The 21,332-nt window shown below is 65.0% G+C and carries 19 protein-coding genes; 14 read left to right on the top strand and 5 right to left on the bottom strand.

Translation table 11 applies throughout. From position 1 onward, the window contains the following. Window positions 1-23 precede the first annotated feature (23 nt). Both dctP and ACH196_RS23055 read right to left on the bottom strand, forming a co-directional pair. Entirely contained in the window at window positions 24-1,010 is a 987-nt protein-coding gene (dctP, locus tag ACH196_RS23060) for a TRAP transporter substrate-binding protein DctP (protein ID WP_396649279.1), read from the bottom strand. Between the two features lie 13 nt (window positions 1,011-1,023). Beyond that, complete coding sequence (locus ACH196_RS23055; RefSeq protein ID WP_396649278.1) at window positions 1,024-2,142, bottom strand: shikimate dehydrogenase; 1,119 nt, start codon at window positions 2,140-2,142, stop codon at window positions 1,024-1,026. Between ACH196_RS23055 and ACH196_RS23050 the strand changes: the two genes are divergently transcribed. The 7 genes from ACH196_RS23050 to ACH196_RS23020 all read left to right on the top strand — a co-directional run bounded on the left by ACH196_RS23050 (window position 2,141) and on the right by ACH196_RS23020 (window position 7,876). Next, window positions 2,141-2,812, top strand: a complete 672-nt coding sequence (locus ACH196_RS23050; protein ID WP_396649277.1) for a TetR/AcrR family transcriptional regulator — start codon at window positions 2,141-2,143, stop codon at window positions 2,810-2,812. The genes ACH196_RS23055 and ACH196_RS23050 overlap by 2 nt on opposite strands. A 184-nt stretch (window positions 2,813-2,996) precedes the next feature. After that, window positions 2,997-3,782 carry a FadR/GntR family transcriptional regulator gene (locus tag ACH196_RS23045; RefSeq protein WP_396649276.1) on the top strand — a complete coding sequence of 262 codons (786 nt, stop codon included), beginning with the start codon at window positions 2,997-2,999 and terminating at the stop codon, window positions 3,780-3,782. Window position 3,783: 1 nt separating this feature from the next. Beyond that, window positions 3,784-4,770 (top strand): D-erythronate dehydrogenase, encoded by a 987-nt coding sequence (denD, locus tag ACH196_RS23040; protein WP_396649275.1) that lies wholly within the window; start codon window positions 3,784-3,786, stop codon window positions 4,768-4,770. Window positions 4,771-4,779: 9 nt separating this feature from the next. Next, window positions 4,780-6,036, top strand: coding sequence for a 3-oxo-tetronate kinase (otnK, locus tag ACH196_RS23035; protein WP_396649274.1), 1,257 nt, complete (start codon window positions 4,780-4,782; stop codon window positions 6,034-6,036). Next, window positions 6,033-6,668, top strand: coding sequence for a 3-oxo-tetronate 4-phosphate decarboxylase (gene otnC, locus ACH196_RS23030; protein ID WP_396649273.1), 636 nt, complete (start codon window positions 6,033-6,035; stop codon window positions 6,666-6,668). The genes otnK and otnC overlap by 4 nt, the downstream gene beginning before the upstream one ends. Before the next feature lie 2 nt (window positions 6,669-6,670). Continuing rightward, a complete protein-coding gene (locus ACH196_RS23025) occupies window positions 6,671-7,447 on the top strand; it encodes a hydroxypyruvate isomerase family protein (RefSeq protein WP_396649272.1) in 777 nt (258 codons plus the stop codon). 18 nt (window positions 7,448-7,465) lie between these two features. Then, window positions 7,466-7,876 (top strand): heme-binding protein, encoded by a 411-nt coding sequence (locus ACH196_RS23020; protein ID WP_396649271.1) that lies wholly within the window; start codon window positions 7,466-7,468, stop codon window positions 7,874-7,876. A gap of 11 nt (window positions 7,877-7,887) precedes the next feature. Here ACH196_RS23020 and ACH196_RS23015 read toward each other — a convergent pair whose 3' ends face one another. Beyond that, window positions 7,888-8,724, bottom strand: a complete 837-nt coding sequence (locus ACH196_RS23015) for a sugar phosphate isomerase/epimerase family protein (RefSeq protein ID WP_396649270.1) — start codon at window positions 8,722-8,724, stop codon at window positions 7,888-7,890. Window positions 8,725-9,001: 277 nt separating this feature from the next. On the opposite strand from ACH196_RS23015, the gene ACH196_RS23010 reads away from it, so the two are divergent. From ACH196_RS23010 to ACH196_RS22980, 7 genes are all read left to right on the top strand, one after another. After that, on the top strand, window positions 9,002-10,000 hold the full coding sequence (locus ACH196_RS23010; protein ID WP_396649288.1) for a Gfo/Idh/MocA family protein: 999 nt from the start codon (window positions 9,002-9,004) through the stop codon (window positions 9,998-10,000). Window positions 10,001-10,005: 5 nt separating this feature from the next. After that, entirely contained in the window at window positions 10,006-12,096 is a 2,091-nt protein-coding gene (locus ACH196_RS23005; RefSeq protein ID WP_396649269.1) for an FAD-dependent oxidoreductase, read from the top strand. 241 nt (window positions 12,097-12,337) lie between these two features. After that, complete coding sequence (locus tag ACH196_RS23000; RefSeq protein ID WP_396649268.1) at window positions 12,338-13,864, top strand: sugar ABC transporter ATP-binding protein; 1,527 nt, start codon at window positions 12,338-12,340, stop codon at window positions 13,862-13,864. Window positions 13,865-13,894: 30 nt separating this feature from the next. Further along, a complete protein-coding gene (locus tag ACH196_RS22995) occupies window positions 13,895-14,944 on the top strand; it encodes an ABC transporter permease (RefSeq protein ID WP_396649267.1) in 1,050 nt (349 codons plus the stop codon). 208 nt (window positions 14,945-15,152) lie between these two features. Beyond that, complete coding sequence (locus tag ACH196_RS22990) at window positions 15,153-16,154, top strand: sugar ABC transporter substrate-binding protein (RefSeq protein ID WP_396649266.1); 1,002 nt, start codon at window positions 15,153-15,155, stop codon at window positions 16,152-16,154. 102 nt (window positions 16,155-16,256) lie between these two features. After that, a complete protein-coding gene (locus ACH196_RS22985; protein ID WP_396649287.1) occupies window positions 16,257-17,492 on the top strand; it encodes an LVIVD repeat-containing protein in 1,236 nt (411 codons plus the stop codon). Between the two features lie 109 nt (window positions 17,493-17,601). Then, window positions 17,602-18,984, top strand: a complete 1,383-nt coding sequence (locus ACH196_RS22980) for an FAD-dependent oxidoreductase (RefSeq protein ID WP_396649265.1) — start codon at window positions 17,602-17,604, stop codon at window positions 18,982-18,984. A gap of 42 nt (window positions 18,985-19,026) precedes the next feature. Here the strand turns inward: ACH196_RS22980 and ACH196_RS22975 are convergent, their stop codons facing one another. Continuing rightward, complete coding sequence (locus tag ACH196_RS22975; RefSeq protein WP_396649264.1) at window positions 19,027-20,136, bottom strand: calcium:proton antiporter; 1,110 nt, start codon at window positions 20,134-20,136, stop codon at window positions 19,027-19,029. 58 nt (window positions 20,137-20,194) lie between these two features. Next, window positions 20,195-21,241 (bottom strand): LacI family DNA-binding transcriptional regulator, encoded by a 1,047-nt coding sequence (locus tag ACH196_RS22970; protein WP_396649263.1) that lies wholly within the window; start codon window positions 21,239-21,241, stop codon window positions 20,195-20,197. Between the last annotated feature and the right edge of the window lie 91 nt (window positions 21,242-21,332).

Genomic DNA, 21,332 nt, shown 5'->3' with positions numbered 1-21,332 from the left:
GCGCCGGCCGGAGGCTCCCCTGCCTACAGCGCGTTGATCTTGTCGACCATTCCGGCCGGCCAGTCCTTGGCGAGGTCGGACGCCAGATACTGCTCCTGCACATGCTTGCGGAAGGCGGCGACATCCGGCTCGTAGATCTTCAGTCCCTTGCCCTTGAAGGTCTCAACCAGTTCCTTCTCGCGGGCGAGGTGTTTTTGCGTGCTGAATTCTATCGCTGCATCCGCCGCGGCCTGGAATTTTGCCTGCTTTTCCGCGCCCATCTCGTCCCAGACCTTCTTCGAGACTGTCAGAAGATCGAAGCCGACGAGATGCGAGGTCAGTACGATCTGCGACATCACCTCGTAGAATTTCATGTTCTCGACGTTCGGCAGCGGATTGTCCTGGCCATCGATGGCGCCGGTCTGCAGGCCGGTATAGACCTCGGCATAGGCCATTGCGGTCGGGTTGGCGCCGAGCGCGGTGCCGAGGAACTGCCAGGCATCGCCGCCCGGCATGCGCAGCTTGATGCCGGCCATGTCGGCGGGCGTCTTGATTTCCTTGTCGGGCTTCAGGCCGACCTGGCGGACCCCGAAATAGGTCGGCCCGAGCACGCGCACACCAAGCTGGTCCTCGGTCATCTTCTTCAGTTCGGCGCCGGACTCGCTGGCGAAGAACGCCTTGAGGTGGGCGGCGTCGCGGAACAGATAACCCGCTGTGACGATCGACCATGCCGGAATCTGCTTGGAGATGTCCTGCGGCGCGATGTTGCCCATCTCCAGATTGCCGCGCTGCAGCGCGACAAGCTCGGTGCCCTGCTTGAACAGGTTGCCGCCGTAGTAGCCTTCGAAGATGAAGTCGTCCTTGATGGCGTCGGCGAACATTTTTGTCATCTCGGCGCGAATGTCCTGTTCGGAGAACACGGCCGAGAAGCGAAGTTTAGGCTTGTCCTGCGCCAGCGCCGGAAATGCCGCCGCCGTGGCGACGAGGCCGGTGCCGACCAGGAACTGACGGCGGGTTGCGTTCAATCTCATGTCTTCCTCCCTGTTAATTTTCAAAGATCCTCACCGGGTGGAGCCCGACGGTCACCCCGCCGACGGCGGGTGCGCCGTTGAAGGCCGCGAAAGCCGACTTCATCCGATCCACATCCGGCGCGATGCCGGTAAACAGCTGGAAGGCCCGCGCCGCCTGATGGACGGCCATTCCCTCGCCGCTCAGCGTGCGGCAGCCGCGGCTGCGCGCCTGCGCCAGCAGCTCCGTCTCCAGCGGGAAATAGACGATGTCGGCGACCCAGCATTCGGGGCGCAGCAGCGCGGGGTCGAGCGGCAGGCCCGGAAGCTTCGTCATGCCGACCGGGGACGCATTGACGAGGCCGTCGGCAGATGCCGCCGCGGCCGCAAGATCGGAGACGACCGTTACCCTCCCGGCACCGAAACGCGAACCGAGCCGCGCTGCGAGCGCGGCGGCCCTTCGCGGCTCGACATCGCTGATCATCACTTGCCCGGCGCCATCGTCGAGCAGCGCGTGGGCGACCGCCGCTCCCGCGCCACCCGCGCCGAGCAGCAGAACTTTTTCGCGCGGCGCGCCGGCCATGCCATGCCGGAAACTCTCCCTGAAACCCGACATGTCGGTGTTGTGTCCGACACGGCGGCCGTCGCGCAGCACCACGGTGTTGACCGAGCCTAGGGCCTCCGCGGCTTCGGACAGCCCGTCGAGCAGCGGAATGATCTCCTGCTTGTAAGGAAATGTGACGTTGAGGCCGTCGAAACCGAAATGCTCCGCGAATGCCAGGATGTCCACAAGCCCAGGCGCGGCGTCGCCCATGCGGTCCGTATCGAGCAGGCGATAGATGTAGGCGAGCCCCTGCGCATCGCCTTCGGCTTCGTGCATGGCCGGAGTGCGCGACAATTGGATGCCACGGCCGACCAGCCCCACCAATACGCGGCGGGGATCGGCTGAAATTTCCGCATCACCAAGCGACTGGACGACGTCTGACGGCAATCGAACCTCCAGGATGTCAGCCCTGCCCCAGACAAGGTCCTCCCGACATCCGCTCGCACTTTGTACCGTCTGGTTAATTTCGTCAATCACTTTGTACGAACCAGTTAATTTGCTAAGGCTGCTTCGAAATGTAGTCATCGGAATGCGAGGAGAGCAGCGACTCATGGACGACAAACCCGCCAACGGCCGAAGCGGCGGCTGGAAGCAGGACCCGGCGGGTGTCCGCAAGAACATCCTCGCGGTGGCGATGATGGAGTTCGCGGCCAACGGGCTGTCGGGAGCGCGCATCGACGAGATCGCAGCCAAGACGAACACGTCGAAGCGCATGATCTATTATTATTTCGGCGACAAGGAGGGTCTGTACGGCCGTGTTCTCGAAGAGGCTTACCGCCAGGTTCGCGCAGGCGAGCAGGAACTGGAACTCGACCATCTGCCGCCGGTCGAGGCGCTGAAACTGCTCGCCGAATTCACCTTCGACCACCACAGCCGCCACCCGGATTTCATCCGGATCGTTATGATCGAGAACATCCATCACGGCGCCTATCTCGAGCAGTCGGATCTGATCCGCCTGCTCAACGCCGGGGCAATCCAGAAGCTCGAGGCGATCTGCCGGCGAGGTCGCGACGCCGGACTTTTCCGCGACGACGTCACGCCCCTCGAATTGCACTGGCACATCAGCGCCTTGAGCTTCTTCAACGTTTCCAACCGCGCCACCTTTTCCCGCATCTTCGGCGACGCGCTTTTCGACGACAAAGGCCAGCAATCGCTCAAGCAGCACATGGTGGAAATGGTCGTCGGGCTGGCGCTGAAATCCGACAGGCGGTCGCGACGATAACCGGGACCATCCCGCAATCGCCGACGCGCTCGCATGCGCCATAGCGCTGCCCGTCCTTGAGCCGGCCTCGACGACCTGCCCCAGTCTTTTCGGCATAAATTTCTTCCTCGGCGATAAAGCCCGTGACATCGGGAATGGAATGCGCTAACTGGACTACTTAACAGTCCAGTTGTCGGTGAACCGCATGGCGATTCCCCTCTCGCCGCTTCATGAATCGATCCACAAGCAGACCGCCAAGGAGATGATCCGCGACAAGATCGTCTCGATGATCGCGTCCGGCATCCTGCAGGTCGGCGACGAGCTGCCGAGCGAGCGCGAGCTCGCAACCATGCTGATGGTCAGCCGCGAGACGGTGCGCGGCGCCGTGCAGCGGCTCGCCGGCGAAGGCATCGTCCAGGTCTCGCAGGGCGCGCGCACGCGCATCGCCAACGTCAATGTCGACGTCGGCGCGCAACGCATCGGCGTCACCAACCCGACCTCGATCAACGGCTATTCGCTCGAAGCGGTGCACGCGGCGCGCCTGCTGGTGGAGACGGCGGTCGTGGCCGATGCGGCGCGGCATCTCAGCGCCGAGGACATCAGGCGGCTGGAGGATTCGATCATCGCGCAGGAGGCGGCTTGCGACGACCCCGTCCGCTTCCTGATTTGCGACCGGGAATTCCACCTCACCATCTACTACGCCTCCAGCAACAGGCTGCTCGCGGACTTCGTGGTCGACCTCTACACCTACATGCTTGACCATCGCCGCATCGCCATGGGCAAGCCGGGCGCGATCGAGAAGAGCCTCGAGGATCATCGCTTCATCGTCAGCGCGCTGAAGATGCGCAATCCGGAAGCCGTGTCGGCCGCCTTCGCCAACCACATCCTGCGCATCCACGACACCAGTCTGGAGGTCGATGCGGGTGCAAGCGACACGATCCCGGCCGCGGCACGGCTCGGCGCTCCCGGCAGCAAGAAGGAAACCGCTTGACATGCACATACTGGTCGTCGGCGCCGCAGGCATGATCGGGCGCAAGCTGGTGGCTGCCCTGATCGCGAAGGGAGAGGTGCAAGGCCGGCCGATCGATCGCCTGACGCTCGCCGACATCGTCGCTCCGGAAACCCCGGATTTTGCCGGCAAGGTTTCGACCGTCGCTGCGGATCTTTCTGATGACGGCGTGGCGGCGAAGCTGGTGGCGCCGAGGCCGGACCTGATCTTTCACCTTGCGGCCATTGTCTCGGGCGAGGCGGAGGCCGACTTCGAGAAGGGCTACCGCGTCAACCTAGACGGCACGCGCGCACTGTTCGAGGCGATCCGCATCGAGGGACTGAGGGAAGTTTACGCGCCGAAGCTGGTGTTCACCTCGTCCATTGTCGTCTATGGCGAGCCGCTGCCCGAAACCATCGAGGACACCTATTTCCTCGCACCGCTGACCAGCTACGGCACGCAGAAGGCGATCGGCGAACTGCTGCTTGCCGACTATTCCCGGCGCGGGTTCTTCGACGGCATCGGCATCCGCCTGCCGACCATCTCGATCCGGCCCGGCAAGCCCAACAGGGCGGCTTCCGGCTTCTTTTCCTCGATCCTGCGCGAGCCCCTGATCGGCGAGGAAGCAGTATTGCCGGTCGAGGAAAGCATCCGGCACTGGTTCGCCAGCCCGCGCGCGGCGACTAGGTTTTTGATCCATGCCGCGGAACTCGATACCGCGCCGCTCGGCAGCCGCCGCTCGCTCACCATGCCGGGCCTTGCCGCGACCGTCGGCGAGGAGATCGAGGCGCTGCGCCGCGTCGCCGGCGAGAAGGCGGTGAAGCTGATCCGCCGGGAGCCGAATCCGGCCGTCGCCAAGATCATCTCCGGCTGGCCGCGGAGTTTTGACGCCAGGCGAGCCGCCGCGCTCGGCTTCCAGGCGGAAAAATCCTTCGACGAGATCATCCGCGTCCATATCGAGGATGAACTCGGCAATACGCTGCCGGCATAGGCTGAGAACATGCTGCTCGGTGCCATAGCCGACGATTTCACCGGCGCCAGCGACCTAGCCAACACGCTGGCCAAGGGCGGCATGGCGACGACGCAGTTCGTTGGCGTGCCCGCGAGCAAGGCGCCGGCCGATTGCGAGGCTGGCGTGGTTGCCCTGAAGACGCGGTCCATCGCTCCCGAACAGGCCGTCAGGCAGTCGCTGGAGGCTGCCGACTGGCTGAAGGCGCAGGGCTGCGAGCAGTTCCTGTTCAAATATTGCTCGACCTTCGATTCGACGCCCATGGGCAATATCGGCCCGGTGGCGGAAGCACTGCTCGACCGGCTGGGCGCGGATCTCGCCGTCGTCTGCCCGGTATTCCCCGCCACCGGCCGACGGCTGTTCATGGGACACCTCTTCGTCGGAGATAAACTGCTGTCGGAATCGGGCATGGAGAAGCATCCGCTGACCCCGATGACCGACCCCAACATCCGCCGCTGGCTGCGCCTGCAGACCAGGGGCGAGGTCGGGCTGATCACCCTCGACACCGTGCGCGCCGGCCCTGAGGCACTTGCTGCCGCCTTCCACGCGGAGCGCAGGAAAGGCGTGCGGCTCGTCGTCACCGACGCGATTGTAGACAGCGACCTGATGGTGCTCGGCGCGGCACTCGCCGGGCACAGGCTGGTGACCGGCGGCTCGGGCATCGCGCTCGGCCTGCCTGAAAACTTTCGGCGCGCTGGCAAGCTTGCGGGCGGAGCCGGAACGAAATCCGTCGTGAAAGGTCCCGCCGTCGTGCTCTGCGGCTCCTGTTCGACCGCCTCGCAGCGCCAGGTCGCGGCGTATCTGAAGTCGCGTCCCGGGCTGGCGCTCGATCCCGCTGGGCTGATGGACGGTTCGATGAGCATCGACAAGGCGGCAGCCTGGGTAGCTGCACGGAACGGCGCGGCGCCGATCGTCTATTCGACGGCCGATCCGGCGTCGGTTGCCGACGCCCAGCAGCGTTTCGGCCGCGCGGAAATCGCAGCGAAGGTAGAGCATTTCTTCGCCGGCCTGGTGCGCCGGCTGGCCGACTCCGGCGTGCGCCGCGTCGTGGTCGGCGGCGGCGAGACCTCGGGCGCCGTGGTGGAGGCGCTCGGCCTCACCAGTCTCGGCATCGGCGAGGAGATCGACCCCGGCGTGCCGGCGCTGGTCGCGGAGCGCAACGGGCCTCTGGGGCTGGCCCTGAAGAGCGGTAATTTCGGCGCCGACGATTTCTTCGAGAAAGCAGTGGAACGGATCGGTACGGCATGAGCGAGCAGACAATCCGCGACAATCTCGTCAAATGGGGCAAGTCGCTGTTCGAGCGGGGGCTCACGGCCGGTTCGTCCGGCAACATGTCGGCGAGACTCGACGACGGCTTCCTGTTCACACCCACCAATTCCTGCCTGGGGTTCCTGGAGGCCGACCGGCTTTCAAAACTCGACCTTGCGGGCAAGCACGTTTCCGGCGACCCGCCGACCAAGGAACTGCCGCTGCATTTCGGCTTCTACGACCAGCGTCCCGCCTCGCGCGCGGTGGTGCATCTGCACTCCACCTATGCGACGGCGCTGTCCTGCCTGTCCGACGTCGATCCCAAAGACGCCATCCCCCCGATCACGCCCTATGTGGTGATGCGCGTCGGCCGGGTGCCCGTCGTGCCCTACACGCGGCCCGGCTCGGCGGAGGTGAAGCCGATGATCGATGCGCTCGCTGCCGACCATCCCGCCGTGCTCCTCGAAAACCACGGACCGGTGGTCGCCGGCGCATCGCTCGACGCCGCCGTCTTCGCCATCGAGGAGTTGGAGGAAGCCGCCAAGCTTGCCGTCATCCTGCGCGGCATGAAGGTCCGCCATCTGGCTCCGGAAGCGATCGCCGACCTCAACCGCCACTTCAAGCTGAAGTGACCATGCCGAAATTTTCCGCCAATCTAGGCTTCCTCTGGCCGGATCGTCCGCTGCTCGACCGCATCGACGCAGCGGCAGCGGCGGGCTTCAGGGCGATCGAACTGCACTGGCCCTATGCCACGCCGGCCGACGCCGTCAGGCAGCGTTGCGCCGCGCACGGGATCGTTCTTCTCGGCATCAACACCCCGGTCGGCAATGCCGAAAAAGGCGATTTCGGTCTCGGCGCTCAGGCCGGCCGCGAGGCGGAGTTCAGCGACGGCTTCCGGCAATCCTCGTACTATGCGCGCGCCGCCGGTGCGTCGTCCGTGCATGTCATGGCCGGACTCGTCGCGCCGGAGCACAAGGCCAGGGCGAAGGAAGTCCTCATCGAAAACCTATCCTTCGCGGCGAAGGCCGCGCCGGACCTGACGCTGCTGCTGGAGCCGATCAACCAGCGCGACAAGCCGGGTTATTTCTATTCCACGCTCAGTAAGGCCGCCGACATCATCGGCGAGGTCGGCGCACCGAACCTCAAGATCATGTTCGACGTATATCATGTCGGCGTCAGCGAGGGCGACGTGCTGACCAGGCTCGAACGTCACCTGCCCCAGATCGGCCACGTCCAGATCGCGGCGGTGCCGAGCCGCACCGAGCCCGACGAAGGCGAGATTGCCTACGGTGCGGTCTTCGCCGCTCTGGACCGGTTCGGCTACGCCGGCTGGACGGGCTGCGAATACAAGCCGCGCGCCGGCACCGACGAAGGCCTCGCTTGGGTGAAGGCGCTCGGCGTCTCGCTCTGAATTCTTGAGGAGAAAATCATGCTCGCCACCAAGACCGCCCTCACCATCGAAGCCGCCAAGGCGATTGCCGCCGCCTGCGAGACCGCGGCCAAAAAGGACAGGCTCAAGCTCGTCATCGCCATCGTCGACGATGGTGGCCATCTCGTGCTGCTTCACCGCGACGACGGCGCGCAGGTCGGCAGCGTCGAGATCGCCACTCTCAAGGCACGCACGGCGGTACTGTTCAAACGCCCGACCAAAGCCTTTCAGGACGTGGTCGAGGGCCAGGGCCGCTTTGCGCTGCTCTGTATCCCCAACGGCATCCCGCTCGACGGCGGCGTGCTGCTGAAATCCGGCGACGAGATCATCGGCGCCATCGGCGTGTCGGGCGAGAGCGACCAGCAGGACGGCGACATCGGCCGCATCGGCGCGGCCGTGCTGGCGAAGTAGAAGCCAGGCCGCTACCTCAACTGCTTCTCCAACGCCTTGAGATAGGCCAGCCCCCGCCTTGCATAGGCGTCCGGATCGGCCTTGCGGGTGTGGAAGCCGACTTCCATCGTCAGATGGCCCTGGAAGCCAATGTCCTTGGCGGCCTGCAGCACGCCGAGCCAGTCGACCGCCCCGTCGCCCGGCGCGCCGCGATCCGTGTCGGCGCAATGGATGTGGACGAGATCCTTGCCGAGGATGCGCACATGGTCGGCCGACACGTCGTCGCGATAGAGCGCATGATAGGTGTCGAACATCGTCTTGACGTTCGGCGCGCCGCAGTCGCGCATCAGCTCCAGCGCCTGATGCGGCGTGTCGATCAGGTTGGAGTCGGCTGCCGTCGGCTCGATGGCGATGGTGACGCCGCGCTCGGCCGCATGCTTGGCGATGCGCGCCACACAGTCGCGGCTGCGCGCATAGGCTTCCTCGCGTGTCGATCCGAACACCTGCCAGCCGGCGATGTAGAGCACGAGCCTGGCGCCGAGATCGGCGGCAAGATCGACCACCTCGCAATAGTGATTGACCGTGGCCTCGCGCTCCTCCTTGAGCGGTGAAGCAGGGTTGTGGCCGGGGCCGCCGCCCGGTGCGGGCAGCAGGCTGACCGCCGGCAGGCCCTCGCCGTCCATGAGCTTCCTCAATTCCTTGCGGCGCGCCTTGCCGAGATAGGCCGGCCAGGCATGGGGCGCCGCGCAGCCGATCTCGATGCCGTCATAGCCGATGCGGGCAAGCCGCCTGACCACCTCGTCCAACTCGTAGGACGGCAGCCATGAGGGAAAGCTCCCATAGGCCCAGGTGTTGAAGGCATATTTCATATCGTTCCTCCCAGGATCGTCAGGTAAACGATTGTCCAATCCGGCAATAGTGTCAATTGGCCCAAGCGTGCGGAACTGCAACGGATTTCCGGCGAGGCCTGCGGTCCCACTACGGCCAAACGCCTGATTTCCTCGCAATTTACGGCAGCAATCCTGTCTTTTTTCGATGACGAGTCCGGTTGACAAATCGACGTATCAGCGCTTCGATGATAGGTAATCGTTTAACATCGATGCGTGTCGATGTGTCGGTTTCCTTGGGGAGGAAAGTTTGAAGTCAATGCTTCGCTGGGGTGTCCTGGGCACCGCAGGCATAGCCCGGTCGCAGGTCGTGCCGGCCATACAGGGCTCGTCGAACGGCCGCGTCACCGCCGTCGCCAGCCGCGATCCCGGGCGGAGCACCGAATTCGCCGCGGCTTTCGGCATAGACAACGTCTTTGCCTCCTACGAAGCGCTGCTCGCATCGCCCGATGTCGACGCCGTCTACATACCGCTGCCGAACGCCATGCATGCCGAATGGGCGATCAGGGCAGCCGATGCGGGCAAAGCCGTGCTCTGCGAGAAGCCTATGGCGCTGAGTGCGGCCGAGGCACGACGCGTGGCCGACTACTTCGCAGCCGGGAATGTGCCGTTGATGGAAGGTTTCATGTACCGCTTCCATCCGCAGAACGTGCATGCGCTGAAGCTCGTCAGGGACGGCGCGGTCGGCGACATCAGAGAGGTGCGCGCGCATCTGTCGGTTGACATCATGGCGAATGCCGCCGGCAATGTGCGTTTCGACAAGGCGCTCGGCGGCGGCAGCCTGCTCGACATGGGCTGTTATGCGGTGAGCGCGGCGCGGCGCATCCTCGGCGAGCCGTTCGCGGCGATGGCATCGTTCGATCTCGATCCGGCCACCGGAATCGACCTCGCCGCGACCGCCATCCTCGAATTTCCGGACGGCCGCGTCGCGCTGATATCGTCGTCCTTCAAGGGTTCCGGCCAGGGGTTCTACCAAATCATCGGCACGAAGGGAGTCATCGACGTGCCGCGCGCCTTCATTCCGGGCCTGGGCAGCCGGGTCGCCGAGGGACTGGTCATCGCTTCCGATCCGGATGGCCGCCGCAGCGAGACGATTTTCGAGCCGGCCAACCATTACCGGCTGATGGCGGAGGCCTTCACCGATGCGGTGCTGTCCGGCGAACCTGTCCCCTACCCGCCCGAGGATGCGGTCAACAACATGCGCGCGCTCGACGCCATCGCCGCATCGGCGCTGAGTGGACGGCGCGTGGAGATCTGAAACGAGTGAACATAGCCAGCAAGATGCCAGCAAAAGCGGCGCCAGCCTTCGAAAACCTGTTCAGCCCCTTCCGCATCGGCAAGGTGGCTCTGAAGAACCGCATCGTCTTCCAGCCGCATTTCACCGCGCTCGGCCATCTCGACGGCATGGGCTCCGACGACCTTGCCGCCTATCACGAGCGGCGCGCGCGGGGCGGCACGGGGCTCATCGTCATCGAGAGCCAGGCGGTGCATCCGACCGGAAAAATGTCGCGTCGCTTCATCTCCGCCTGGGACCCCGCGATCATCCCCTTCTACCGAAAGCTGACCGCCGGCGTTCAGGCGCACGGCACAAGGATTTTCGGCCAGCTTACCCACGGCGGGCATACTTCGCTCGAACACCCGCCGCACATCCTCTGGGCGCCGTCGCAGATGCCGGAGCCGTCGAGCCATTTCTCGACCAAGGCGATGGATGTCGAAGACATCGAGGCGACGATCGCGGGTTTTGCGGCGAGCGCCCGCAACGCCATGGAGGGCGGCTTCGACGGCGTCGAGATCAAGGTCGCGCATGACGGTCTGCTCCGCTCCTTCGCCTCGCCCTTCTTCAACCATCGCACCGACGGTTATGGCGGCTCTTTCGAGAACCGCATGCGCTTCTCGATCGAGGTGCTGGAGGCGATCAAGCGCGCCACCGCCAACGACTTTCCGGTCGGCGTGCGCATCTGCCTCGACGAGTTCACCACCTTCGGCTACGGCCTCGACTACGGGCTTAGGATGGCCGAGCACCTCGAGCGCGGCGGCTGCGTCGACTACATGAATTCCGACGCCGGCTCCTTCTCCAGCTACTGGATGGAGATACCGCCGGCCGCCGTCACCGCTGGCAGCTTCCGTGGCCTGAACGCCGCCCTGAAGAAGCAGAGCAGGCTGCCGGTCGTCGCCTTCGGCCGCATCGCGCCACCGAGCCTTGCCGAAGACATTCTGGTTGCCGGCGAGGCGGATCTGATCGGCTTCGCAAGGCAGCTCGTCGCCGACCCTGACACGCCGGAAAAGCTGCGGAGCGGGCAAGCGCATCTCGTGCGCTCCTGCATCGCCTGCAACGACGCCTGCATCTATCAGGTCGGCCACGAGAAGGGCATACGCTGCGTGCACAACCCGGCCGCCGGGCGCGAGCGTGACGTCGACGACCGCGCAATCGCGCCGGCCGCGCTACGCAAGAAGGTCGTAGTCGTCGGCGGCGGACCGGCCGGGCTGAAAATCGCCGAGATCGCGGCGCGGCGCGGGCATGAGGTGACACTGGTCGAGCGCAGCCAGACGCTCGGCGGGCAAGTGACGCTCGCGGCACGGCAGCCGGAGCACGCGATCATCGCCGCCGTCACCGATCATCTGGAGGCGATGCTGCATCATCTCGGCGTGACGGTCAGGACCAGCGTCGATGCGACGCCCGAACTGCTCGCGGCGGAAGGACCCGACCATATCGTGCTGGCCACCGGCTCAGAGCCCAACCTGCCGCGCACGGCGGACAAGGCCTCGCCGGCGCTGGAACTCGGCCGGCAGGTCCTGCCGTCGATTCCCGGCCTCGACCTGCCCTTCGTGTATTCGAGCGACGAGGTGATGTTCGGCGCGGTCAGGCTCGGGGGCCGTGTGCTGGTGATCGACAACAACGGCCATTGGGAGGGCGCCGGCACCGCCGAGTATCTCGCCGACCAAGGCTGCGCCGTCGAGATCGTGACATCAGATCTGATGGTCGGCGGCGACATAGAGAGCGGCACGCGCACGCTGTTCTACCGCCGCGCCGCCATCAAGGGCATCGTAATCCGCAGCGGTCTCGCGCTGAAGGCGATCGAACCCGGTCGTGTCACAGTCTGCCCGGTCTTCAGCGGCGCGGGCACGCAAGGCTTCGGCCGCTATCTTCTCGTTGCCGGCGATGAGCAGACGATCGAGGGCTTCGATGCAATCGTCGCCATCGTCGGCCGGCGCTCCCGCGAAGACCTCTATCACCGGTGCCGTGCCTCCAGGCTGCTCGCCGGCGTGACGATCGAACGGGTCGGCGATTGCGTCGCGCCGCGCCTGATCGAAAGCAACATCGCGGAAGCCTATGCGATGGGGCTGGCGATATGAGGACACGTCCGCGGGTAAAAAATCAACTGGTCCGCTGTCTCTACCAGTTGACATGTGAGGAGGCGGCTAATAGCGTGATTGTGGAGAGAGAAATCCGCCGCCGGGCACGCCTCCGGCCGGATGGCCGCCGGGTCCCACGGACCGACACCGCGGCTTGGGGAGGAGACATCGCATTGCGCGCAGCCATCGCGCCTTCAACGGAAGCGCATGGGATGCTTCAGCCGACCCGCGGAGCGGTCCGGTGAATGCGTCTTCCGCACCCCTGCGCGCCGAACCGGCGTCCGCCGGCGAGCCGCGCCAGGTGCTCGTGGCGCGCGGCATCACGAAATCGTTTCCGGGCGTGCTGGCGCTCGACAACATCGATTTCGACGTGCGCGCCGGCGAGGTCACCGCGCTGCTCGGCGAGAATGGCGCCGGCAAGTCCACCCTGATCAAGATGATGGCGGGTTTCTATTCGCCGGATCGCGGCGAGATATCCGTTGACGGAAAGGTGCTGCATGCCGACCCGGCCGAGGCCCACAGCATCGGCGTCGCCACCATCCACCAAGACGCGCATCTCGTGCCGGCCATGTCGGTGGCGGAAAACATCATGCTCGGACGCTGGCCGACGAGCTACGGCCTGGTCTCGGTCGGCCGCCAGAAGCAGCGCGCGCTGGACGCGCTGGCCCGCGTCGCGCCGCACCTCAACCCGGCGACGCCTGCCGGACGCCTATCGCCCGCCGACCAGCAGCTCGTCGAGATCGCCCGCGCCATCTCCGAGGATTCCAAGGTTCTCGTCATGGACGAGCCGACCACCTCGCTTTCTCCTCCCGAGATTGACCGCCTCTTCGCCGTGGTGAACGACCTGAAGGCCAAGGGCCTCGGCATCGTCTTCGTGTCGCACTGGCTGGAGGAAGTCTTCCGCGTCGCCGACCGCGTCACCGTGCTCCGCGACGGCCGGCTCGTCGGCACCCGTCCCATCAGCGAACTCGACCACGACAAGGTCATCCGCATGATGGTCGGCCGCGAGGTACGCGAGACCATCGCAGACAAGCGTCCGATCGGCGACGTCGTGCTGTCGGTGCGCAACCTGAACCGGGAAAACGTCCTGAACGACATCTCCTTCGAGGTCCGCGCCGGCGAGATCGTCGGCATGTCGGGACTGGTCGGCGCCGGGCGCAGCGAGCTTGCCGCGGCCATCTTCGGCATCGACCCCTATGACAGCGGCGCCGTCGAGATCGGCGGCGTTCAGATCCCACCCAACGATCCGGCCGCGGCCATCGACGCCGGCATCGGCCTGGTGCCCGAGGACCGGCGCCGCCAGGCGCTGGTCAGCCTGCTTTCGGTGCGCACCAACATCACGCTGTCGCTGCTCGACCGCGTCAAGAGCTGGGGCTTCCTGTCGATCTCGAAGGAAGAGGAAATCGCGGCGCGCGAGATCAGGGCGCTGGCGGTGAAGACGCCGACCTCCAAGACCCGCGTCTCGACGCTGTCGGGCGGCAACCAGCAGAAGGTCGTGCTCGCCCGCTGGCTGGCGCGCAATCCGAAGGTGCTGATCCTCGACGAACCGACCAAGGGCATCGACGTCGGCGCCAAGTCGGAGATTAGCGAACTGGTGCTGAGGCTCGCCCGCGGCGGCATGGGCATCCTGTTGATCAGCTCGGAGCTGCCGGAAATCCTGGCGCTGAGCGACCGGGTCTTGGTCATGCGCTCGGGACGGATAACCGCTTCACTGCCGAGGGAGCAGGCCACCAGCGAGACCATCATGTCCTTTGCGACGACGGGTTAGGAAGAGAAAATGGCTTTGGAGAACCCTTCGATGAGCGATCGCGCAGCGGGCCAGACAAGTCCCCTGTCCATTTTGCGCGGCAAGATCTCGTTCATCGACCTGATGCAGGGCGTCGGCCTTCTCGCCGTCATCCTGCTCGGCAGCCTGATCATGGCGTTCATGAGCCCGGTCTTCGCGACCGTGCGCAACATCGAGAACGTGCTGCAGTCGGCCACCATCATCGCCGTGGTCGCCATCGGCCAGACCTTCGTCATCCTGGTCGCCGGCATCGACCTGTCGGTCGCCTCGGTGCTGGTGCTGGCCTCGGTGCTTTCGGTGGGCCTTGTCAATTTCTATGGCTGGTCGCCGGAAATGGCGATTATTGCAGCGATCGGTGCCGGCATGCTGATCGGGCTGATCAACGGGCTCGCCGTCACCAAGCTTAAGATCCCGGCGCTCATCGCCACGCTGGCGACGATGACCATAGGCCGCGGGGTCGCGTTCATCTTCTCGGGCGGCACCAACATCGCACCGGTGCCGAAGATTTTCGTCGAACTCCAGGCCGGCCGCATCTTTGGCATCCCGACCGTCATCCTGCTGACGCTGGCGCTCGCCATCGTCGCGCAGATCGTCCTTTCCCGCACAAAGTTCGGACGTTCGGTCTATGCGACGGGCGGCAATCCGCTTGCCGCGCGGCTCGCCGGCATCAATACCGAGCGCGTCATCATACTGTGCTTCGTTATTTCGGGCTTCATGGCAGCCGTTGCCGGCCTGCTCATCACCGCCCGCTTTGAGGCGGGCGCTGCGACGGCAGCCCAGGGCATGGAACTCGCCGTCATCGCGGCGGTCGTCATCGGCGGCGTCAGCCTGTTCGGCGGCGAAGGCAATATGGGCGGCATGCTGCTCGGCGTGATCCTGCTCGGCCTCGTGCAGAACGCCGTCAACCTGCTCAACGTCCCGCCGAACTGGGACTCCGTCGTCAGCGGCCTGGTGATCGCGGCGGCCGCGGCGCTGGACGTTTACCGCCGCAACTATCTCGAAGCTGGCATGCGCAAGAAGGTCATAGCGACAAAGGCAAGCAAACCGACCAGGCAGAACTAGCCTGAACCCGCGCCCTGGGGCGCCACCCGGAATACTGAAGATTGTCCGAGACGAACCGCGCCGTTCCGGCGAACGGGGAGGCTTTGTCTCGGCAAAAGCAAGTGCCCCTCGCGGCAGGAGTGCCGCGATCACTGAGAAGGAACCGGCCGGGCCGGCTCCGGACACGACTGAACCGCAAGACCGTTCAACAGGGAGGAAAGACATCGCCATGGAAATCACTTTGAAGACCACACGCCGCCGCTTTCTGGCGCTGGCCGCCGGAACGATGGCGCTCGCCGCCGCCGGCCTCGGCTATACGCCTGAGGCACTGGCCCAGGACAGCGTGCTCAAGGGCAAGAACCTCGCCTACATCGCCTTCGGCCTGCAATACGAATACCAGGTCACGCTGGTGAACCGGGTCAAGGAACTGGCCGCCGAGAAGGGCATGACCATCTCCGTCTATGACGGCAAGGGCGATCCCTCGACGCAGACCACGCAGTTGCTCGACGTCGTCAGCAAGCAGCCCGACATCATCCTGCTGAACCCGGTCGACGCGACGCTGCTGCAGGGCGGCGTGCGCAAGGCCAACGAGTCCAAGATCCCACTGTTCATGCTGGAGAACCTGCCGCCGGAAGGCGAATGGGTCGCCTACAACACCTTCGACGACGTGGCGGGCGGCGCAGCCGGAGCCGACGCGATCGCCAAGCTGACGGGCGGCAAGGGTCTCGTGCTGGAAGTCCGCGGCGCTATCGGCTCGGGCCAGTCCGAAAAACGCTACAAGGGTTTTCATGACCAGGCGGCGGCCAAATATCCCGACATCAAGATCGAGACGCTGAAAGCCGAGTGGACCGCCGACAATGCGCACACGCTCGTCCTCGACGCCTTCACCCGCGACCCGAACGTCGCCGGCATCTGGGCGCACAACGACGAGATGATCCGTGGCGTCGTGTCGGCGCTGCGCCAGATCGATCGTCTAAAGCTCGCCGGCGAGGAAGGCCACGTTCCGATCGTTGGATTCGACGGCACGCCGCTCGGCCTCGAGCGCATCCGCGAAGGCACGCAGGACGCCGACGTCGGTCAGAATCCCTTCTCGATGGCCGAATCGATCGTCGGCGAGATGGAGAACCATTTTGCCGGCAAGCCCGTCGCCAAGGAGACGCTGATCCAGCCGGTGATGATCTGGAAGGACAACGTCGACAGCCAGGACAACTGGGGCAATCGCGTCAAGTAAGACGCTCCTCCCGGGACGGGACACGCCGTCAACTGGCGGCGTGTCCCGGACTTTTTTGATAGACCATGAAAGACGACAAAGAGGCCTGATGTGACCGATATCATGAAGCCCGACCACGCCCGCAACATGCGCCTGATCGGCCACAGCGACCAGGGCGGACGGCGCGACGGCATCCAGATCATGGTCGAGAAAGGTTTCGCCTATATCGGCCACCTGTTCAGCCAGGGCTTTTCGATCGTCGACGTGCGTGATCCGAAGAATCCCAAGCCGGCCGGCTATGTCGCGGCGCCCGCGAATACCTGGAACGTGCATCTCCAGGTCGCCGACAATCTGCTGCTCGTCATCCACGGCAAGGACGTCTTCGCCGACAGCGCCTTCGCCGACGAGGCAAGCTACTACAAGGCGGCCGCCGGCACGGCGCTGGGCACCGCCAGGCACGAGAAGGCCCGCGACTGGGACGCCGGCCTCGCCGTCTACGACATCTCGACGCCCGGCCAGCCCAGGCGCATCGGTTTCATGCCGGTTTCGGGCGGTATCCACCGCATCTGGTGGACCGGCGGCAAATGGGCCTATGTATCGGCCCTGCTCGACGGTTTTTCCGACTTCATTTTCATGACCGTCGACATGTCGGACCCGGCCAACCCGCGAGAGGCCGGCCGCTACTGGCTGCCCGGCATGAACCTCGAGGCGGGCGAGAAACCGAACTGGGCCGCCAACGCCAAATATGGCCTGCACCACGCCATCGTGGACGGCGACACCGCCTGGGGCGCCTGGCGCGACGCCGGCCTCGTCGTCATAGACGTCGCCGACCGTTCGAAGCCGAATCTCGTGGTGCATCGCAACTGGTCGCCCCCCTTCCAGGGCGGCACGCACAACTGCCTTCCCCTGCCCGACCGCGACCTGCTCGTGGTGCTCGACGAGGCGGTGCTCGACGACTTCGAGGATGGGCTGAAGAACATCTGGATCTTCGACGTGAAGGACCGCGCCAACCCTATCCCCGTCGCCACCATGCCGGTTCCCCAGGACGCGCATTACGCCACCAGGGGCGCGCATTACGGCCCGCACAATATCCACGAGAACCGCCCGGACACGTTCCAGAGTTCGTCGATCATCTTCTCGACCTGGCAGAACGCCGGTGTCCGCGTCTTCGACATCTCCGACCAGTACCGGCCCAGGGAAGTCGGTGCGCTGGTCCCACCACCGCCGACGGGCCTGATGGACAAGCGGCCGGGCAAGAAGCCCATCATCCAGTCCTGCGACATCTTCGTCGACAAGGCCGGCCTCATCTACGTGACCGACTACAATGCCGGTCTCTATGTCATGGAATTCAACGGGTGAGGAGCGGTCCGCAAAGCGGACGAAAAGCCCCCGAATGGGCTTTTCGAGCGACGAACGCCCGAGGCCATAGCCGAGGGCGGGCAGTCAACGAATATCGAAAGGAAACACCATGAACCTCTTCGGCTCCTACGACGTGGTCATCACCGGCGCCGGCTCGTCCGGCATCGTGGCGGCGGTGCGCGCCGCACGCGAGGGCGCCAGGACGCTGCTGCTCGAAGGCACCGGCTTTCTCGGCGGGCTGATCACCGGCGGCAGGCTGACGAAACCGACCGGGCTGATCAACTCGGCGATCTTCCACGAGATGCTCGACCGCTGCGTCGGTTATCACGGCGCCGACGGCCGCGTGCGCGAATCCTATTGGGGCAAATACACCGGCACCTTCGACGCCGAGACGATGCAGCGCGTCATCATCGAGATGGTCGAGGAAGCGGGCGTCGAGGTGCTGCTGCGGGCCACCGTCACCGAAACGGTGATGAAGGGCGGCGCCATGCACGGCCTCGTCATCCGCACCAAGTCCGGCGAGAGCCTGGTGCTAGCAAAAGCCTTCGTCGATGCGTCGGGCGACGGCGATGTGGCGGCACTTGCCGGGGCCGACTTCATGCTCGGCCGCGAGGGCGACGGCCTGACGCAGCCGATTACCTCCTATTTCCGCCTCCTCAACGTCAACGTGCCGGCGCTGATCGCCGATTGCGAGGCGAACCGCGGCGATATGTGGGAGGTCGTCTATCCGAAGGAGGCCGGCGACCGGAACGAAGACTATGTCATGGCGGTGCTGCTCACCGGCTTCCAGCAGCGCATCAAGGACAAGGTGGCGGAAGGCTTCGACTGGATCATCCCGAAGGACCACATCACCATGAAGACCGGGCTGATCCCTGGCGAGATGTCAGTGAACGTCACGCGCTTCCAGGGAAACGGCCTCGACGACCGCGACTTGAGCCGGGCCGAGATCGAGATCCGCAAGCAGGCCTATTGCGCCTTCGACTTCCTGCAGCGCTACGTCAAGGGTTTCGAGACCGCCATCTTCCTCGAAGTCGCGCCGAAACTCGGTATCCGCGAGACGCGCCGCGTCACCGGCCGCTATGTGCTGACCGAGGCCGACGTGCGCGGCAACAAGCGCTTCGACGACGCAATCGGCCTGTGCAACTCGCCGGTTGACGTGCATGAGCCGGGCGGCAGCCGCGCCATCATGGACCATGTCGGCGTCGGCTACGGCATCCCCTATCGCACCATGATCCCGCTCAAGGTGGACAATTTGGTCATGGCCGGCCGCTGCATCTCGGTCGACGAGATCGCCTTCGGCTCCACCCGCAATGTGCCGGCCTGCACCATGACCGGCGAGGCCGCCGCAATCGCGGCGTCGCTGGCAGCCGCGCGCGGTGTGTTGGTCTCGGCTGTTTCGGCGGGCGACGTCCAGGCGCGCCTGCGCGAGCTCGGCGTGTGGCTGGGCACGCCGGGCGAAGAAGTGCCTGACGTTCTCAAGAAGGCGAGCTGAGTTTCTTTCCCGCGTACACGAAAAAGCCGAAGTCCATATGCTCTAAGGCGCTGCGATCAACAGCAGATAAGCGACGAACACAACGAGGTGCACGAGGCCGGTCAGGACGGTCGTACGACCGGTGCTGAAACTCACCACGCTTATCGACAGCGCCAGGATTAGAAGCACGGTGTCGCCCGAACCGAGGCCCAGGGTCAGCCCGCGGCCGCTGAAGAGGCTGGCCACCGCCACCGCCGGGATCGTGAGGCCGATCGTGGCACACGCCGAACCCAGCGCGACGTTGAGGCTGCGCTGGAGTTCATTGCCAAGTGCCGCGCGCACTGCCGACAGTGCCTCCGGCAACAGGACCAGGGTGGCGATGCAAGCGCCGATGATTGCATCGGTATGGGTAATCCCAATTGCGGCCAGCCCATCCTCGGTGGCCGCAGCGAGTTGTTCGGCCAAGAGGACGATGCCGATCAACCCGATTGCCAACAGCATCGCGCTGGTGACCGTGCCTTTCCGATCGGGCCGATGCCTGTTCCCAGCCTCATCCCTGGGATTCTCTTCATGGAAATCGTCACGATGACGAACCGTCTGGGAGAAGAGGAAGGCGCCATATAGCAGTATGGACAGGGCGCAGACGAAGCCGAGCTGCAGTGACGAGAAACTGCCAGGACTGGACGCAAGCGTATAGTTCGGCAGGATCAGAGTTAGAACGGACAGCGCCATCAGCACCTCGAGGAAGGCACTGGTCCCCTGTCGCCGCAAATCCTGGCTGCGATGGCGCAAGCCGCCCAGCGTCAGACACACGCCCACAATCCCGGTCGTGACGATCATCACGGTCGAGAAAACAGACTCTTTTGCAAGCGTCGGATTGTTCTCGCCATGAAGCATCATCGAGACGATGACCGATGCCTCGATTGCGGTAACCGAAAGCGTCAATATCAAGGTGCCGAACGGTTCGCCGACAACACTCGCCAAAGCTTCGGCGTGGTGCAGGACTGCGAACACAGTCGCGACCACCAGGGCAATTACGAGCCCAGAGACCAAAATGGTGAGGGGGAGAGGCCAGCCTTCGGTCGAGCCGCCGCCGACGCGAAACCCGAGAGCGCAAGCCAGGCACACGATCGGAAGAAGAGTCCGCGCTGCCGATTGCTTGTGCGAAGCCAAGAGCAAAGTCTCCTCCGTCGATATATTATGATGCAGGTAAGCAGAGATCGAGGCGAGATCATTCCATGCTTGAAGCACAGCCTTTACGAAAAATCCCTCGTCCCGCCCCGCAGGAATCACGCACGATCAGCTTCGCGCCGAGCACGATCTGGACGGGCGCGCCCGTGCGGCGGCCGGAAATGCGGTCGAAGAGCAGCGTCGCCGTCTCGCGCCCGATCTCGTAGGCCGGCTGCGCCACCACCGTGAGGCGCGGCCGGAAGGCCGCCGCCCAGGGAAAATCGTCAAAGCCCGTAACCGCAATGTCCTCGGGACAGGCGAGGCCGCGGTCGATGACCGCCTGCATCATGCCCAGCGTCATGAAATTGTTGGTGCAGAAGATGGCGTCGGGCCGAGGCGAGGCATCGAGCAGCGCCTTGCCGGCCTCCTCCGCCGCCGCGATGCTCGAAAAACTCTTCGCGACATGGCGCGGATCGAGTTCCAGTCCGGCCTCCGCCAGCGCCTCGCGAAAGCCGGCCGCGCGCTCGTGGATCGCCGAGGATGCAAGATCGGCTTCCAGCAACCCGATCCTCTTGTGACCGAGCGCGATGAGATGGCGCGTCAGTTCGCCGGCAGCGGCGACGTTGTCGACGACCACCGTGTCGACCGAAACGCCCTTCAGCTTGCGGTCGCCGAAAACCAGAGGCAGGCCATTTTCGGCGAGCTCCGCAAGCATTGCCGCGTTGCCGCCCGCCGGCGCCATGACGATGCCGTCGATGCGCCGCTCCAGCACCAGGTCGATCGCCCGCTGCTCGCGCGCCGTGTTCTCCTCGGTGTTGCAAAGCAGAAGGTTGTAGCGCTCGCCGCGCTGGTGGGCCGTGTCCTCCACCCCGCGCACGAAATCAGCGAAGAAGGGATTGGTGACGTCGGAGATGAGCACGGCGATGGTGCCCGTCTGGTTGACGCGCAGGCTGCGCGCGACGCCATCAGGCCGGTATTTCAGCGCCTTGATGGCAGCCGTGACCTTCTTTTTGGTCTCGGGGCTGACGGCGCGCGAGCTGTTGACGACATGCGAGACCGTCGCCGTCGACACGCCGGCCTTTGCGGCGACATCCTTGATCGTTGCCATGAGCGAGGAACCAGAAAACCGTATCGACGTGTTAAACGATTTTCCACGGGATGTCAGTGTTTTTACGGAGGATTCCGAGCCGGTAAACGCG

Origin of the sequence: Mesorhizobium sp. IMUNJ 23232, from assembly GCF_044326205.1 — a bacterium.
Taxonomy (GTDB): domain Bacteria; phylum Pseudomonadota; class Alphaproteobacteria; order Rhizobiales; family Rhizobiaceae; genus Kumtagia.
This window is presented reverse-complemented; position numbering and strand designations above follow the sequence as displayed.